Annotated in this window: 12 protein-coding genes; 3 read left to right on the top strand and 9 right to left on the bottom strand. The window is 65.2% G+C overall.

From position 1 onward, the window contains the following. Nucleotides 1–28: 28 nt before the first annotated feature. From PTE30175_RS01965 to PTE30175_RS01955, 3 genes are all read right to left on the bottom strand, one after another. On the bottom strand, nt 29–1,000 hold the full coding sequence (locus PTE30175_RS01965; protein ID WP_150695353.1) for an isoaspartyl peptidase/L-asparaginase family protein: 972 nt from the start codon (nt 998–1,000) through the stop codon (nt 29–31). Further along, complete coding sequence (locus PTE30175_RS01960) at nt 997–1,971, bottom strand: MurR/RpiR family transcriptional regulator (protein ID WP_150695352.1); 975 nt, start codon at nt 1,969–1,971, stop codon at nt 997–999. The genes PTE30175_RS01965 and PTE30175_RS01960 overlap by 4 nt, the downstream gene beginning before the upstream one ends. A gap of 690 nt (nt 1,972–2,661) precedes the next feature. Beyond that, nucleotides 2,662–3,738, bottom strand: coding sequence for a GGDEF domain-containing protein (locus PTE30175_RS01955; protein ID WP_150695351.1), 1,077 nt, complete (start codon nt 3,736–3,738; stop codon nt 2,662–2,664). A gap of 432 nt (nt 3,739–4,170) precedes the next feature. Between PTE30175_RS01955 and PTE30175_RS01950 the strand changes: the two genes are divergently transcribed. Next, entirely contained in the window at nt 4,171–4,464 is a 294-nt protein-coding gene (locus PTE30175_RS01950; RefSeq protein ID WP_150695350.1) for a hypothetical protein, read from the top strand. On the opposite strand, the gene PTE30175_RS01945 is transcribed toward PTE30175_RS01950, so the two are convergent. Genes PTE30175_RS01945 through PTE30175_RS01920 form a run of 6 tightly spaced genes read right to left on the bottom strand, consistent with a single transcriptional unit; the run spans nt 4,438 to nt 10,623 of the window. Continuing rightward, on the bottom strand, nt 4,438–4,995 hold the full coding sequence (locus tag PTE30175_RS01945) for a YggT family protein (RefSeq protein WP_150695349.1): 558 nt from the start codon (nt 4,993–4,995) through the stop codon (nt 4,438–4,440). The two genes, PTE30175_RS01950 and PTE30175_RS01945, sit on opposite strands and share 27 nt — an antisense overlap. Before the next feature lie 58 nt (nt 4,996–5,053). After that, nucleotides 5,054–6,181, bottom strand: a complete 1,128-nt coding sequence (locus PTE30175_RS01940; protein WP_150695348.1) for an enoyl-CoA hydratase/isomerase family protein — start codon at nt 6,179–6,181, stop codon at nt 5,054–5,056. Between the two features lie 20 nt (nt 6,182–6,201). Further along, nucleotides 6,202–6,972 (bottom strand): enoyl-CoA hydratase, encoded by a 771-nt coding sequence (locus PTE30175_RS01935; RefSeq protein WP_150695347.1) that lies wholly within the window; start codon nt 6,970–6,972, stop codon nt 6,202–6,204. A 12-nt stretch (nt 6,973–6,984) separates the two neighbouring features. Beyond that, on the bottom strand, nt 6,985–7,887 hold the full coding sequence (mmsB, locus tag PTE30175_RS01930) for a 3-hydroxyisobutyrate dehydrogenase (RefSeq protein ID WP_150695346.1): 903 nt from the start codon (nt 7,885–7,887) through the stop codon (nt 6,985–6,987). Nucleotides 7,888–7,900: 13 nt separating this feature from the next. Next, on the bottom strand, nt 7,901–9,430 hold the full coding sequence (locus tag PTE30175_RS01925; protein ID WP_150695345.1) for a CoA-acylating methylmalonate-semialdehyde dehydrogenase: 1,530 nt from the start codon (nt 9,428–9,430) through the stop codon (nt 7,901–7,903). Between the two features lie 59 nt (nt 9,431–9,489). Beyond that, nucleotides 9,490–10,623: an acyl-CoA dehydrogenase family protein gene (locus PTE30175_RS01920; RefSeq protein WP_263596270.1), complete on the bottom strand. Its 1,134-nt coding sequence runs from the start codon at nt 10,621–10,623 to the stop codon at nt 9,490–9,492. A gap of 255 nt (nt 10,624–10,878) precedes the next feature. Between PTE30175_RS01920 and PTE30175_RS01915 the strand changes: the two genes are divergently transcribed. Further along, complete coding sequence (locus tag PTE30175_RS01915; RefSeq protein ID WP_150695344.1) at nt 10,879–12,543, top strand: AMP-binding protein; 1,665 nt, start codon at nt 10,879–10,881, stop codon at nt 12,541–12,543. Nucleotides 12,544–12,575: 32 nt separating this feature from the next. Continuing rightward, nucleotides 12,576–13,343: a 3-hydroxyacyl-CoA dehydrogenase gene (locus tag PTE30175_RS01910; RefSeq protein WP_150695343.1), complete on the top strand. Its 768-nt coding sequence runs from the start codon at nt 12,576–12,578 to the stop codon at nt 13,341–13,343. Nucleotides 13,344–13,377: the final 34 nt, after the last annotated feature.

Raw genomic sequence — 13,377 nt, 5'->3', positions numbered from 1 at the left:
CCCTCGTTGATGCTTACCTACCGACGCATTACGCGTGAATCGCCGTCATGGGCGCTTCACCCACGCGAGCCACGCCGCGATACATCCCTTCCGTGTTGAACGGCAGGCACACATTGCCGTGCGCATCGACGGCGATGAGACCGCCTCGGCCGCCGACGCTGGCGAGCTTCTCGCTGACCACGCGCGTCGCGGCGTCTTCGAGCGACAGCCCTGCGTACATCATGAGCGCGCCGACGTCATACGCGGCGACCGTTCGCATGAACGCTTCGCCCGTCCCCGTGGCCGACACGGCCGCGCTGGCATTATTGGCATAGCAGCCGGCGCCGATGATGGGCGAATCCCCGACGCGGCCGACGGCCTTGTTGGTCATCCCCCCGGTCGAGGTCGCTGCGGCGACGCGGCCATCCAGGTCGCAAGCGACGGCGCCGACTGTGCCCAACTTCGAATCCGGATCGATCGGTTCGTCACCGCCGTTGACCTTCAGCGGCATATCGTGATCCAGTTGCACGGCGGCAGCGGCGAGCGCGCGTTGCCACTGCGCGTAGCGGGCTTGCGTAAAGTAATAATCGGGCGTGACCGACGCGATGCCGTGCGCGTCGGCGAACGCTTCCGCGCCCTTGCCGACCAGCAACACGTGTTCACTTTTCTCGAGCACGGCACGCGCCGCGAGAATTGGATTACGGATCTGGTGGACGCACGCGATCGCACCGGCGTCGAGCGTCGTGCCGTCCATGATCGCCGCGTCGAGCTCGTGCGTGCCCGCGTGAGTAAACACAGCCCCGCGGCCTGCGTTGAAGCGCGGGCAGTCCTCGAGCAGGCGCACCGCTTCGGTGACCGCGTCGAGCGCACTGCCGCCGCTGGCGAGAATCGTTTGTCCGGCGCGCAGAATATCTGCGAGCGCATCGTGATAGGCCTTCACCTCGATGGCGGGCGTATCGCGGCTGATCGTGCCGGCGCCGCCATGAATGGCGATGACCGCGCGAGCGGGGGATTGCGTCATATCGCGGAGTCCTTCTTGACTTTGGCCGGCGGATTCGGCTTATCGTCCGTCGCGGCACGATTGCCGGGGCCGGGTTTGGCGGCGGCTGCGGTGGTCACATCGAGCCACGGCAGCAGGAAATCGGTCAATTCCGTGGTGCGTTCCACTGAGTGCTGCGCTTGCTGCGCCACCGCTTCGCACAGTGCGTCGATCATGGCGAGCACGCTGCTTTCCGAATTGCTGCCGATGCGGCGCGTCGCGCGCACGAACAGCGTGATGGCGCCGAGCGGCGCGAGTGGCGACGTCGGGCTATCGGTGATCACCAGCATCGGCACATTGCGTGCGCGCAGGCGGCGGCACAGCGTAACCGTGTCGATGACATAGCGGGGAAAGCCGAGTGCGATGACGAGATCGTCCTCCCGCAGCTTGAACAATTGACGGGCGGCGTGCGTGGAGCCGCCGGCGCCGACGACCGCCTGTACATTCTCGCAATAGGGATCGAGCCCGTGATGCAGCAAACCGGCGAGGTACCCGCTCGCGCCGAGCCCGAGAATATAGATACGGCGGGCCCCGAGAATCGCTTCGACGGCACGCTCGCAGGTTCCGGCGTCGAGTGCGCGGCGGGTCCACTCAAGATTCTGAATGGCCTGCGTAAGCGAATTGGCGATCAAATCACCGACGGAGGTGACCTGCGCCTTGCTGCTGCGCAGATTCTCGATCGGCGCGAGCGTGGCTTCGAAACCGCGCACCATGGCGGCGCGGCATTGCGGATAACCGTCGAAGCCGAGCGCGCGGGAGAAGCGATTCACGGTGGCGATGGACACACCGACGGCTTCGGCGAATTCGTCGATACGCATCGTGGCGGCCCGAAACGTATTGTCGAGCACGAACGCAGCCATGCGCTGTTGGGCACGGGTGAGTTCGGGCATGGCGCGCGCGATCCGCTCGGTCAGCGGCAAATCAGCGTCGGGGGCCGGAGAGACAATCTTCATCGGGACGGGGGAAACTCGATGTCAACGGGATGAAGAAAGTATATTTACATCCACAACCCTTCAAAAGAAAAAAAATAAGGCAAAACGGGGACGAGACATGTTCCCAAGACGTGTCAAACGCGGACAAGTCTTTGTTATCAAATGGTTTTTCGGATGAAAATCGAGGGTGCTTCGGGGCACCTAGGACATACCCGTATGGCGGTTCCTCGACAATGCATAAAACACCGTCTCAATTTGCCGGGCGTGCGCCCTCTCCAGCGCCCGGGGCCGCCAACGGAGCTACTTTTGCTGCGCAAAACCAGCGCCATTGCCGTCGTCGTGCATCGAGGGGAGCACCCGCGAGGCAAGCCATGCTGACAGTGATTGCGATGCTGCCCCCGGGCCGATGAACGACTGGGTCTCACGACACTTTGGCTGTAGGGACCGTCGCTGGGAGTGCCGCACTGGCGGCGGTTACGGAGGGCAAAGTGTCGCGTGGGGGAGTGTGAAGCGGGTCTTCGACGGACCGGGAATCAAAGGCACGGTAACGTCGGTGCCGTTTTATTGACCCTCCTGCAGCGGACGTGTGCTCCGGGAGCGGAAGGAGGGTCGATAAAGCGGCTGGCGCGAGCGCAGAAAGCGGGTCCTGCCTCGGATAAAGCGGCTGTCGCGAGCGTGAAAAGCGGGTCCCTACTCGGAAAAAGCCCCCCACTACGCCACACTGCGCACCACGCGATTACGCCCGCCGTCCTTGGCGCTGATGAGCGCCACGTCCGCTTCGGCCAACAACCTGCCGAGATCGCCATCCGCCCGCAATTGCGCAACGCCGATACTCACACACAAATCGTCTGTCAGCACCGGCACGGACGACATCGCCGCCCGCACCCGCTCCGCCACCTTCGAAGCCACCGCCAACGTTGCCCCCGGCAGTACGACCGCGAACTCGTCGCCGCCAAGCCGCCCCATGATGTCGCACGGACGCACATTCCCGCGCAGCACGTGCGCCACCATCGAAAGCGCCCGGTCGCCAGTGGCGTGACCGTACGTATCGTTGATTGCCTTGAACCGGTCGACATCCAGATACAACGCACACACCGGCGCTTCATGCGCGCGTGCCCGCGCAATTGCCTCCGTCGCCAGATGGGTGAAATGACGCCGCGTCCAGACACCGGTCAACGCATCGGTGTGCGCCTGCGCCCGCAACTCCATTTCCAGCGCGAAGTGCGCCCGCAAAATGCGCACGAAGTACGCATGGATCACGAACGCCGCCGATACCCCGATCCCGAGAAACAGCACCCCGCGCACCGTCAGATCGTACGAGCTCGGCACCAGCGCGAACAACAACGCCGGATAAAGTACCGCGCTGGCCATTGCCGCAGCGAACGTGCGCGGCGACGTCCAGACCGGACTGGTCGCCACCGGCAGCAGCCCGAACACCGGCACCGCCCACTCCAGACTCGCGCCGCCCGCAGCAACGAACAATACGACGCCCGCTTCGATGCTGAGCAAATGCATGAAACTCAGAATCAGGCCCGAACGATAACTGTGCTCGCGCCAGGCCACGAGCGCGATGCCCGTCAGCCACAACGAAACCATTGCGAGCCAGGACAGCCCGCCCACCAGAACGCCGGCCTGCCAGCCGATCACCACCGCGACGACAAACGCCCCCGTGCCGCACCCTGACAGTGCGCGCATGAGCGGCGTCAAATGGATAAGCTGGTAATGCGCGAAGGCTTCGGCATCCGCCGGCGGGGCAAGACGCAATACGGTAAGCAGTCGGTAGGACACTAGCGGGATCCGGTAAACGGCGGGCCCCCGCCGTTTCACTCGGCAGCAACCCGGCGCACCGCCTCGCGGCGGCGCCAATCGATATGGAGAACTGGGGAAACCTGGGACTGCAGCCGTTGCGGCAAGGCCCCCCCTGTCGAACGAGGCCCGATTCTACCCGCTTCTCACCCCGGGAAAAATATCGAGAACCGAATTCGTTCCCCATGGTCGAACGACGCATGCGGGGCCCAGAGGTCCAATGCGGCATAGCGACGCGGGCATCCGCCGCGCGCACGTCCGCCCCGGTAATCTGTACTGCAAGAGATTCGGTCGCACCGTCACCCGCCGGCATCCACCGCCGTAACGGCCGGTAACAAACCCGTAGCGGCATGCTTACATTCGCCCGCTATGCTGAGTTGCCCCTGCAGCAAAACGCACGTCAAGGAGCCCGTCATGTTGAGTCCGCACGAAATCGCCACACTGCTGCTCGCGGCCGCGTCGCTCGGCCCCGCTGATCTCGACGCGATCGATCCACCGGATCTCGCCGCACTGGAACAACAACGGCTCGTGGTACAAATCAGTTCCGCCGCCGGCGAGCCCCGCGTCGTCGTCACCGCCAACGGTCGCGAATTGCTGCGCCGGCTCGGTCTGCAAACGCCGCCGCCGGCGCGCACGTGCGCGACCGGCGGCGGCGCAAGCCTCGCCGGCGCGGCGCACGCCTCACAGCATCGCGAAGAACAGGCTTAAGCGCGACAGCACGATCACCGCAATCTGCATCAGCAGGAACAGCACCAGCGGCGACAGATCGAAGCCGCCGATCAACGGCATCACCCGGCGAATCGGCCGCAACATCGGATCGAGCAGATGCTGGAGAATCGGCATCGCCACCGAACGCGGATTGACCCACGACAGCACCGCCATCAAGAGCGTCAGCCACATCACCAGATTGACGCCCCACTTCAGCACCAATACCGCCGCCACGGCAAGACCGCGAGGAAAAACCGCCAGCGGCATGCCGCCCGCGACGCTGGTCATCAGTACGAGATAAATGATCGCGCAAAGCCACGCGCCGATCAGACACGCCCAATCGACGCCGCCCACGCCCGGTATCACACGGCGCAACGGCAAGACGAGCCAGTTCGTGACCTGAAACACACCCTGCGACATGGGATTGCGCGGCGGCAGGCGCGAAGCCTGCGACCAGGCGCGCAATATCAGCAAGGCGCCGAATAGGGAAAAAACGAGGTCAAGCAGCAGACGTGCGATGTCGACGAGCATCGGGACTCCAACGGTTGTGCGGCGGTCCGCAAAACCGGCATTGTCGCATGAGCCGATGTCAGGAATCCGCCGATTTCCCGAGATCGGCCAACGGATGCGATGCGGATGCCCATGGCGAGGTGAAAAATGCCTCGATCCGCGCCGGCGTCACCTGCGCCAAAGCGGCCGGACGCCAGCGCGGCTGCTTGTCCTTGTCAACGAGCAACGCGCGCACCCCTTCCATGAAATCGCCGTCCTCAAACGCGCGGTAACCCAGCCCCAGCTCGAGCCTGAAACAATCGGCCAGGTCCAGGCGGCGGCCCAACGCCAATTGCCGGTCCGTCACGCACATCATCAGCGGCGAGCGCGATTGCAACAGCATGAGGGTATCGCGCGCCCACGCCGAATCCGCATCAGCGGCCAACGAAGCCACAATCCCCGCGACGTCCGGCGCGCTGAAGTGACGGTCGACGGACACCCGCTCTCGCGCCAACGGCGGATCCTCGGCCCACGTGCGTCCCAGCGGCGCCAATGCATCGCGCAACTGGGCAAGCGGATCCGCCGTATTGCCCGCGTCCCAGTCGAGCGACCAGAGTCGCTCACGCACGTGGGTCGGCGCATCGCCCGGCAACCAGAGATCGGCCAGGCCGGCATAAAGCGCGTCCGCCGCGCCGATCGTTACGCCGGCAATCCCGAGATAGCGCGACAGCGTGACGGCGACCCGCCCCATGAACCAGCTCGCACCGACATCCGGGAACAGGCCAATGCCGGTCTCGGGCATGGCCAACCGCGTCTTGTCCGTCACCAGGCGCAGCGCAGCGCCCTGCGACAGGCCCATGCCGCCCCCCATCACTATGCCGTCGAGCAACGCCAGATACGGCTTCGGATAGCGGTGCGTCAAATAGTTGAGACGGTACTCGTCGACGAAGAATTCGTGGTGCAACGTGCCGCCCGTGAGGCGGCTGTCGTACAAGGCCCGAACGTCGCCGCCGGCACAAAACGCCTTATCGCCTGCGCCTTCGACGAGCACCGCCTTCACATCGTCGTCCGTGGCCCACGCGGTCATTTGCGCCGAGATCGCACGAATCATGCCGTGCGACAACGCGTTCAGTGCGCGCGGGCGATTCAGTGTCACCACGCCGATGCAGTTGACCACTTCGAACAGGACTTCATCTTGCGCCGCCACGGCGCCGTCATACAGGTTCACGCTGTCGTCTCCCGATGTCCTCAACGGTCCTGCCAGACCGGCGCGCGCTTCTCCAGGAATGCGTTGACGCCCTCCTGCTGGTCGGGCCCGTCGAACAAATCGACGAAACGCTCGCGCTCCAGCGCCAGCGCCGCGCGGCGCGGCACACCTTCGCGCGCCGCATGGATCAATTGCTTGCTGGCGGCTGTCGCGGCCGGACTCAACGCAACCGCGCGCCGCGCCATCGTCATTGCCGCTTCATACGCGCCGCCGGCCGGGGTCAATTCCTCGACCAGTCCAATGCGCAGCGCCGTCGCGGCGTCCACGCGCTCCCCCGTCAGGATCATCCGCTTGGCCCAACCTTCGCCGACCAGCCACGGCAGCGTCTGCGTGCCGCAACCGCAGGGCAGCAAACCCACCGCCGGTTCGGGCAGTGCCATTTGCGCCTGCGATTCGGCCACGCGGATGTCGCATGCCAGCGCGCACTCCAGTCCCCCCCCCATCGCATAACCGTTGATCGCGGCAATCGTGACGAAGCGCGCCTGCTGCAATGCCTCGAACGCCGCGCCGAAGCGTTGCGACATCAGGCGGGCGCGCGCACGGTCGCCATCGGCAAAGCTTTTCAGGTCGGCGCCGGCCGAGAAGAACTTCTGACCGTCGCCGGTGATGACCGCAGCGCACACCGAGCGGTTGGCGTCGAGTTCATGCACCAGTTGCGTCAGCTGCTCGAGACTCTCGGCGGTAAAGGTATTCGCGGGCGGGTTGCGCAACGTGAGCGTCGCGATGCCGCCGTCAATTTGGCAATCGATCATGGACGACTCCTGTCAGGCGTTGCCGGACTCGCCGGCACGGTAGAGGTTGACGATGGCCGAGAAGTCGAGCCCGCCATGGCCTTGCGTCGAGAACAACTGATAAAGCTGCTGCGCCAGCGCACCCATCAATACCGGCTGTTTCGCGGCCTTGCCCGCTTCGTTCGCGAGCCCGAGATCCTTGAGCATGAGATCGCTGCCGAAACCGCCCGTGTAGCCGCGTCCCGCCGGAGCGGTCTCGATCACTCCCGGCCAGGGGTTGTACGTGTCCGAGCTCCAGCAACGGCCCGTCGAGGTATTCAGCACCCCTGCCAGAACCTTCGCGTCAATGCCCAGCTTGTCGCCCAACGCCATCGCCTCGGCCACGCCGATCATCGAAATGCCGAGTACGAGGTTGTTGCAGATCTTCGCGACCTGGCCGTTGCCCGGGCCGCCGCAATGGACGATATTGCGCCCCATGCCGGCAAGCACCGGCTTGATACGCTCGAACAGTGCGTCGTCGGCGCCGACCATGAACGTCAGCGTGCCGGCCTGCGCGCCGCCTGTGCCGCCGGAGACCGGCGCATCGGCCATCTGGCAGCCCTTGGCATGGGCCGCCGCAATCACGTCGCGCGCCGTCTGCGGGTCGATCGTGCTCGAATCGATCAGAATCGTCTCCGGCTTCACGCCTGCCAGCACGCCCGTGTCGCCGAGATACACGGCGCGCACATGCACGGACGCCGGCAGCATCGTGATGACGATCCCGCAGCGCTCGGCGACCTCGCGCGGCGAGGCTGCGGTCTGCGCGCCCGCCGCCTCGAGCTCGGCCACCGCGCGCGGGTTGACGTCGCACACCACGACGTCGTGACCGGCACGGCGCAGATTGTGCGCCATCGGCGCGCCCATATTGCCCAGTCCGATGAATCCGATGGTCGTCATGAGGGCGCTCCGCTTACTTGAGGCTGATGGTCGTGTTGACGCCGGTGTCGGGCTCGTCGTCGAACCAGCGAGATGTCACGGTCTTCGTCTGCGTGTAGAACTGCACGACCTGCTTGCCGTAAGGTCCCAGATCCCCGAGCTTCGAGCCGCGCGAACCGGTAAAGCTGAAGTACGGCACCGGCACCGGAATCGGAATGTTGATGCCGACCTGGCCCACGTCGATCTCGCTCTGGAACTTGCGCGCCACCGCGCCGCTCTGCGTGAAGATGCCCGTGCCGTTGCCGAACGGATTCGCATTGACGAGTGCAATCGCCTCGTCCAGCGTGTCGACCTCCAGCGTCACCAGCACCGGCCCGAAGATTTCATCGGTGTAGATCGACATGTCGGTACGCACTTTCGCGAACACCGTCGGTCCGATGAAATTGCCGTCGGGGAATCCGTCGACCTTGACATCCCGGCCGTCCAGCAACAGCTCGGCGCCCTGCTTCTCGCCGGCCTCGATAAGACTCAGCACGCGCGCCTTCGCCGCGCGGGACACGACCGGGCCGACGTCGACACCGGGTGTCTGGCCCGAGCCGACCTTGAGCGTCTTGGCCTTCTCGACCATCGCCGGCAGCCATTCGCGCGACTTGCCGACCAGCACTGCGACCGACGTCGCCATGCAGCGCTGGCCCGCCGCGCCGAAAGCGGCGCCGAGCAAGGCGTTGATCGTCTGCGTACGATTGGCGTCGGGCATTACCACGGCGTGGTTCTTCGCGCCCATCATCGACTGCACGCGCTTGCCGTGTTCACTGGCCAGCCGGTAGACGTGCGTGCCGACGGCAGTCGAGCCGACGAACGAGATCGCCTTGACGTCCGGATGCACGCACAGCGCATCGACGGCTTCACGCCCGCCGTGAATCACGTTGAGCACGCCCGGCGGCACACCGGCTTCGAGGGCGAGTTCAACCAGTTCGACGGTTGACAACGGATCCTGCTCCGACGGCTTCAACACGAATGTGTTGCCGCAGACGATCGCCATCGGGAACATCCACAGCGGGATCATGGCCGGGAAGTTGAACGGTGTGATCCCCGCGCACACGCCGATCGGCTGGCGCAGCGTGTAGGTGTCGACGCCGCCGGCAACGTTCTCGGCAAATTCGCCGAGCTGCAAGGTGCCGATCGAACAGGCGTGCTCCACGACTTCCAGCCCGCGGATGATGTCGCCTTCGGCGTCGGGCAACGTCTTGCCCTGCTCGGCCGACAACGTGGCGGCGATGCGTCCGATATTGGCACGGATCAGCGCCTGGAACTTGAGCATGATGCGGTAGCGCGCGCCGATCGGCGTGGTCTTCCACGTCGCGAACGCGGCCTGTGCCGCAGCCACGGCGGCGCCGACTTCGTCCGCGTTGGCCAACGGTACACGGGCGAGTACGGCTTGCGTGGCCGGATTGACGATATCTCGCCATTCGCTCGCACGTGACTCGACCCATGCACCGTTGATCAGATGTTTGACGGTGGGCACAGCCTTGCCCGCCGATGCGCTCGCTGCTGTCATGTTCATCTCCTGAAATTGTTGTGGATCGCCGCGCCGCAGCCTTCGCCGCGACATTGGCCAAATCGTCAGCCGAGTTCGCGGGCGATCACCTGCCGCTGGATTTCACTGGTGCCTTCGTAAATCTGCGTGATGCGGGCGTCGCGGTAATAGCGCTCCACCGGATAGTCTTCGAGGTAGCCGTAGCCGCCGTGAATCTGGATCGCTTTCGAACTGACCCATTCGGCCAGCTCCGATGCGTACAACTTCGCCTGGGAAGCTTCGGAAAGACACGGCATCCCGTTCGTGCGCAGGTGGGCCGCATGGTGGATCAGGAAGCGCGCCGCATTGATGCGCGTGGTCATGTCGGCGAGAACGTTCGCGATGCTCTGATGCTCGCGGATCGGCTTGCCGAACTGATTGCGCTCGCCGGCATAGGCCAGCGCCGCCTCAAACGCCGCGCGCGCCACGCCGAGCGACAGCGCGGCGATGCCGATGCGGCCGCCCTCGAGATTCGACAGCGCGATGCGCAAGCCCTGCCCCGGTTCGCCCAGCAGCGCGTCGTCGCCGACCTCGCAGTCGGCCAGCGTAATCGGGCACGTGTCGGACGCACGGATGCCGAGCTTGTGCTCCGGATTGCCGACCTGAAAGCCGGGCGTATCCGTGGGCACGATGAACGCCGAGATGCCGCGTTTGCCCGCGGCCGGCTCCGTGACGGCGAAGACGATCGCCATCTTCGCGCGCCGTCCGTTCGTCACGAACTGCTTGCTGCCGTTAAGGACCCAGCGGCCGTCGCGGCGTTCGGCCCGCGTACGCAGATTGTGCGCCTCGGACCCGGCTTGGGGCTCTGTCAGGCAGAACGCGCCGATCTTTCGGCCTGCCGCGAGATCGGGCAGCCATGCGCCCTGCTGTTCATCCGTGCCGAACCGCAGGATGGGGCCGCAGCCCACGGAACTGTGAACGGACATCATGGTCGCCGTCGAGGCGCAACCGGCGGCAATTTCCTCGATGGCCAGCGCATACGCGGTGTAGTCGGTGTACGAACCGCCCCAGCGGTCCGGCACCATCATGCCGAGCAGGCCGAGTTCGCCCATCTGCGCCACGACGTCGTCGGGCAGATACCGCTCGCGGTCCCAGCGCGCGGCATTCGGTGCCAGCTGCTCACGCGAGAAATCGCGAGCCATGTCGCGAATCATGCGCTGTTCTTCGGTATGCAATTCCACTGCTGTCTCCTTGCCTGCTGCATTTGATGGCCAGTGTAGGCAACCCGGCGCGGCATCGCGATAGCGAAAACCGGCAAATTGCGTGAACGAAATTGTCATGACCGGATGGCTGGCGACTGGAAAAAACGGTCAATCGGTATGCGCGCTTTGGTCATTGCCGTATACGTCAATCAGCCCGTAGGATGGATTGACCGCCATCCCGCAGCAGACGGGCGGCGGGTGATCCAGGACAAGGCAATGACGGAGGAGCACCGCATGACTGCCACGACTGTTGACTACGCCGGCGCGTACCGCGATTTCGATTTCGACGCGGTCGTCCGCGCCACGCTGGACGGCGATCTCGATGCCATGAACGCATGCGTCGAATGCTGCGACCGGCACGCGCTGCCGGGCCGCATCGCACTCTTCTGTGAGGGCCGCGACGGCACCAGCCAGACTTACACGTTCAGCCAGTTGCAGGCGCTCTCCGCGCGCTTCGCCAACTTCCTCAAGTCGCAGGGCGTGCAGCCCGGCGACCGAGTTTCAGCGCTGTTGCCGCGCACCCCGGAGTTGCTCGTCACGATCCTCGGCACGTGGCGTGCCGGCGCTGTGTATCAGCCGCTGTTCACCGCCTTCGGCCCCAAGGCCGTCGAGCATCGCGTGCAAAGCGCGAAGAGCCGATTGGTGGTGACGGACGCGGCGAACCGGTCCAAGCTCGACGAAGTCGACCATTGCCCGACGGTCGTGACTGTCGGCGGGCCGCGCGGACAAGGCATTCAACGAGGCGATTTCAGCTTCTGGCACGAGGTCGAGCGGCAGCCCGCCGAGTTCGCGCCGGTGATGCGCCGCGGCGACGATCCCTTCCTGATGATGTTTACGTCGGGGACCACCGGCGCGGCCAAGCCGGTGATGGTGCCGCTGCGTGCGATCGTGGCGTTCGTCGGCTACATGCGCGACGCCGTGGATCTGCGCCAGACCGACATGTTCTGGAACATCGCCGATCCGGGCTGGGCCTATGGCCTGTACTACGCGGTGACGGGGCCGCTCGCGATGGGGATGCCCACCACGTTCTACGATGGCCCGTTCACCGTCGAGAGCACCTACAAGGTCATCAGAAAGCTCGGCATCACGAACCTTGCGGGTTCGCCGACGGCGTTTCGTCTGCTGATCGCCGGCGGCGCCGATGCCGCGTCCCCGGTCAAGGGACAATTACGCGCCGTGAGCAGCGCGGGCGAACCGCTCAATCCGGAGGTGATCCGTTGGTTCGGGGAGCATCTCGACACGGTGATCCACGATCATTACGGGCAGACCGAACTGGGCATGGTGGTGTGCAACCACCATGCGCTGGGTCACCCCGTGCAGGCGGGCTCGGCCGGATTCGCGTCGCCCGGACACCGCGTCGTGGTACTCGATGACGAGGGCAAGGAGTGCGCCGTGGGGCAACCCGGGGTGCTCGCGCTGGACCGCAAGCGATCCCCGCTCATGTGGTTCGGCGGGTATTTCGAGCGCGAGACGCCGGCCTTCCAGGGCGACTATTACCTGTCGGGCGACACCGTCGAGCGCAACGAAGACGGCAGCGTCAGCTTTGTCGGCCGCAACGATGACGTGATCACCTCGTCGGGTTATCGCATCGGACCGTTCGACGTGGAGAGCGCATTGATTGAACACGCGGCGGTCATCGAAACAGCCGTCGTCGGCAAACCCGATCCGGAACGCACCGAGATCGTGAAGGCCTTTGTCGTGCTACATCCGCATCACGCCGCAACGCCTGAACTTGCACGCGAGTTGCAGGCGCATGTCAGGCATCGCCTGTCGACGCATGCCTATCCGCGCGAGATCGAATTCGTCGGGGAATTGCCGAAGACCCCGAGCGGCAAGCTGCAGCGCTTCATCCTGCGCAATCAGGAAGTTGCCAAGGCGCAAGCCGCGCAGACGTCCTGAGCCTCACTCATCACAATCGCAGGAGTTTTCCCGTGCAAATCAAGGACCGCACCTTTCTCGTGACCGGCGCATCGAGCGGCCTGGGCGCCGCTACGGCGCGCATGTTCGTCGATGCCGGCGCTAACGTCGTGCTCGCCGACATCAATGCCGATGCCGGCGCAAAACAGACCGACGCGCTTGGCCGCACCGCGCGCTTCGTGAAGACGGACATCACCTCGGAGGACGATGTCGTGCGCTTCGTCGACACGGCCCGCGCCGAGTTCGGCGGCGTGCATGGCGTCGTCAACTGCGCCGGGCTGGTGACCGGCGAACGTATCGTCGGCAAGCAAGGGGCTCACCGGCTTGACGTCTTTGCGCGCATCGTCAACGTCAACCTGATCGGCACGTTCAACGTGCTGCGCATCGCCGCCAATGCCATGGCCGAGGGGGAACCGGATGCCGAGGGCGAGCGCGGCGTGATCGTCAATACTGCATCGGTGGCGGCCTTCGACGGCCAGATCGGCCAGGCCGCCTATGCTGCGTCGAAAGGGGGCGTCGCAGCGCTCACCTTGCCTGCGGCGCGCGAGCTTGCCCGCTATGGCGTGCGTGTCGTCACCATCGCGCCGGGGATTTTCGAGACACCGATGATGGCCGGCATGACACCTGAAGTGCAGGCCGCACTGGGGGCATCGGTTCCGTTCCCGCCGCGCCTCGGCCGTCCATCCGAGTATGCGGGGTTGGTGCGGCACATCGTCGAGAACACCATGCTCAATGGCGAAGTCATCCGTCTCGACGGCGCACTGCGCATGGCGCCGAAGTAACGCGGCCACTGCTAGAATCCCTGCGTTCGCTTGA

Origin of the sequence: Pandoraea terrae, assembly GCF_902459695.1 — a bacterium.
Classification (GTDB): domain Bacteria; phylum Pseudomonadota; class Gammaproteobacteria; order Burkholderiales; family Burkholderiaceae; genus Pandoraea; species Pandoraea terrae.
This window is presented reverse-complemented; position numbering and strand designations above follow the sequence as displayed.

Excerpts from the sequence above, each read along its gene's own strand:
- mmsB (WP_150695346.1), bottom strand. The coding sequence starts at position 7,887 with ATGACGACCATCGGATTCATCGGACTGGGCAATATGGGCGCGCCGATG.
- PTE30175_RS01915 (WP_150695344.1), top strand. The coding sequence starts at position 10,879 with ATGACTGCCACGACTGTTGACTACGCCGGCGCGTACCGCGATTTCGAT.
- PTE30175_RS01950 (WP_150695350.1), top strand. The coding sequence starts at position 4,171 with ATGTTGAGTCCGCACGAAATCGCCACACTGCTGCTCGCGGCCGCGTCG.
- PTE30175_RS01965 (WP_150695353.1), bottom strand. The coding sequence starts at position 1,000 with ATGACGCAATCCCCCGCTCGCGCGGTCATCGCCATTCATGGCGGCGCC.
- PTE30175_RS01925 (WP_150695345.1), bottom strand. The coding sequence starts at position 9,430 with ATGAACATGACAGCAGCGAGCGCATCGGCGGGCAAGGCTGTGCCCACC.
- PTE30175_RS01945 (WP_150695349.1), bottom strand. The coding sequence starts at position 4,995 with ATGCTCGTCGACATCGCACGTCTGCTGCTTGACCTCGTTTTTTCCCTA.
- PTE30175_RS01935 (WP_150695347.1), bottom strand. The coding sequence starts at position 6,972 with ATGATCGATTGCCAAATTGACGGCGGCATCGCGACGCTCACGTTGCGC.
- PTE30175_RS01960 (WP_150695352.1), bottom strand. The coding sequence starts at position 1,971 with ATGAAGATTGTCTCTCCGGCCCCCGACGCTGATTTGCCGCTGACCGAG.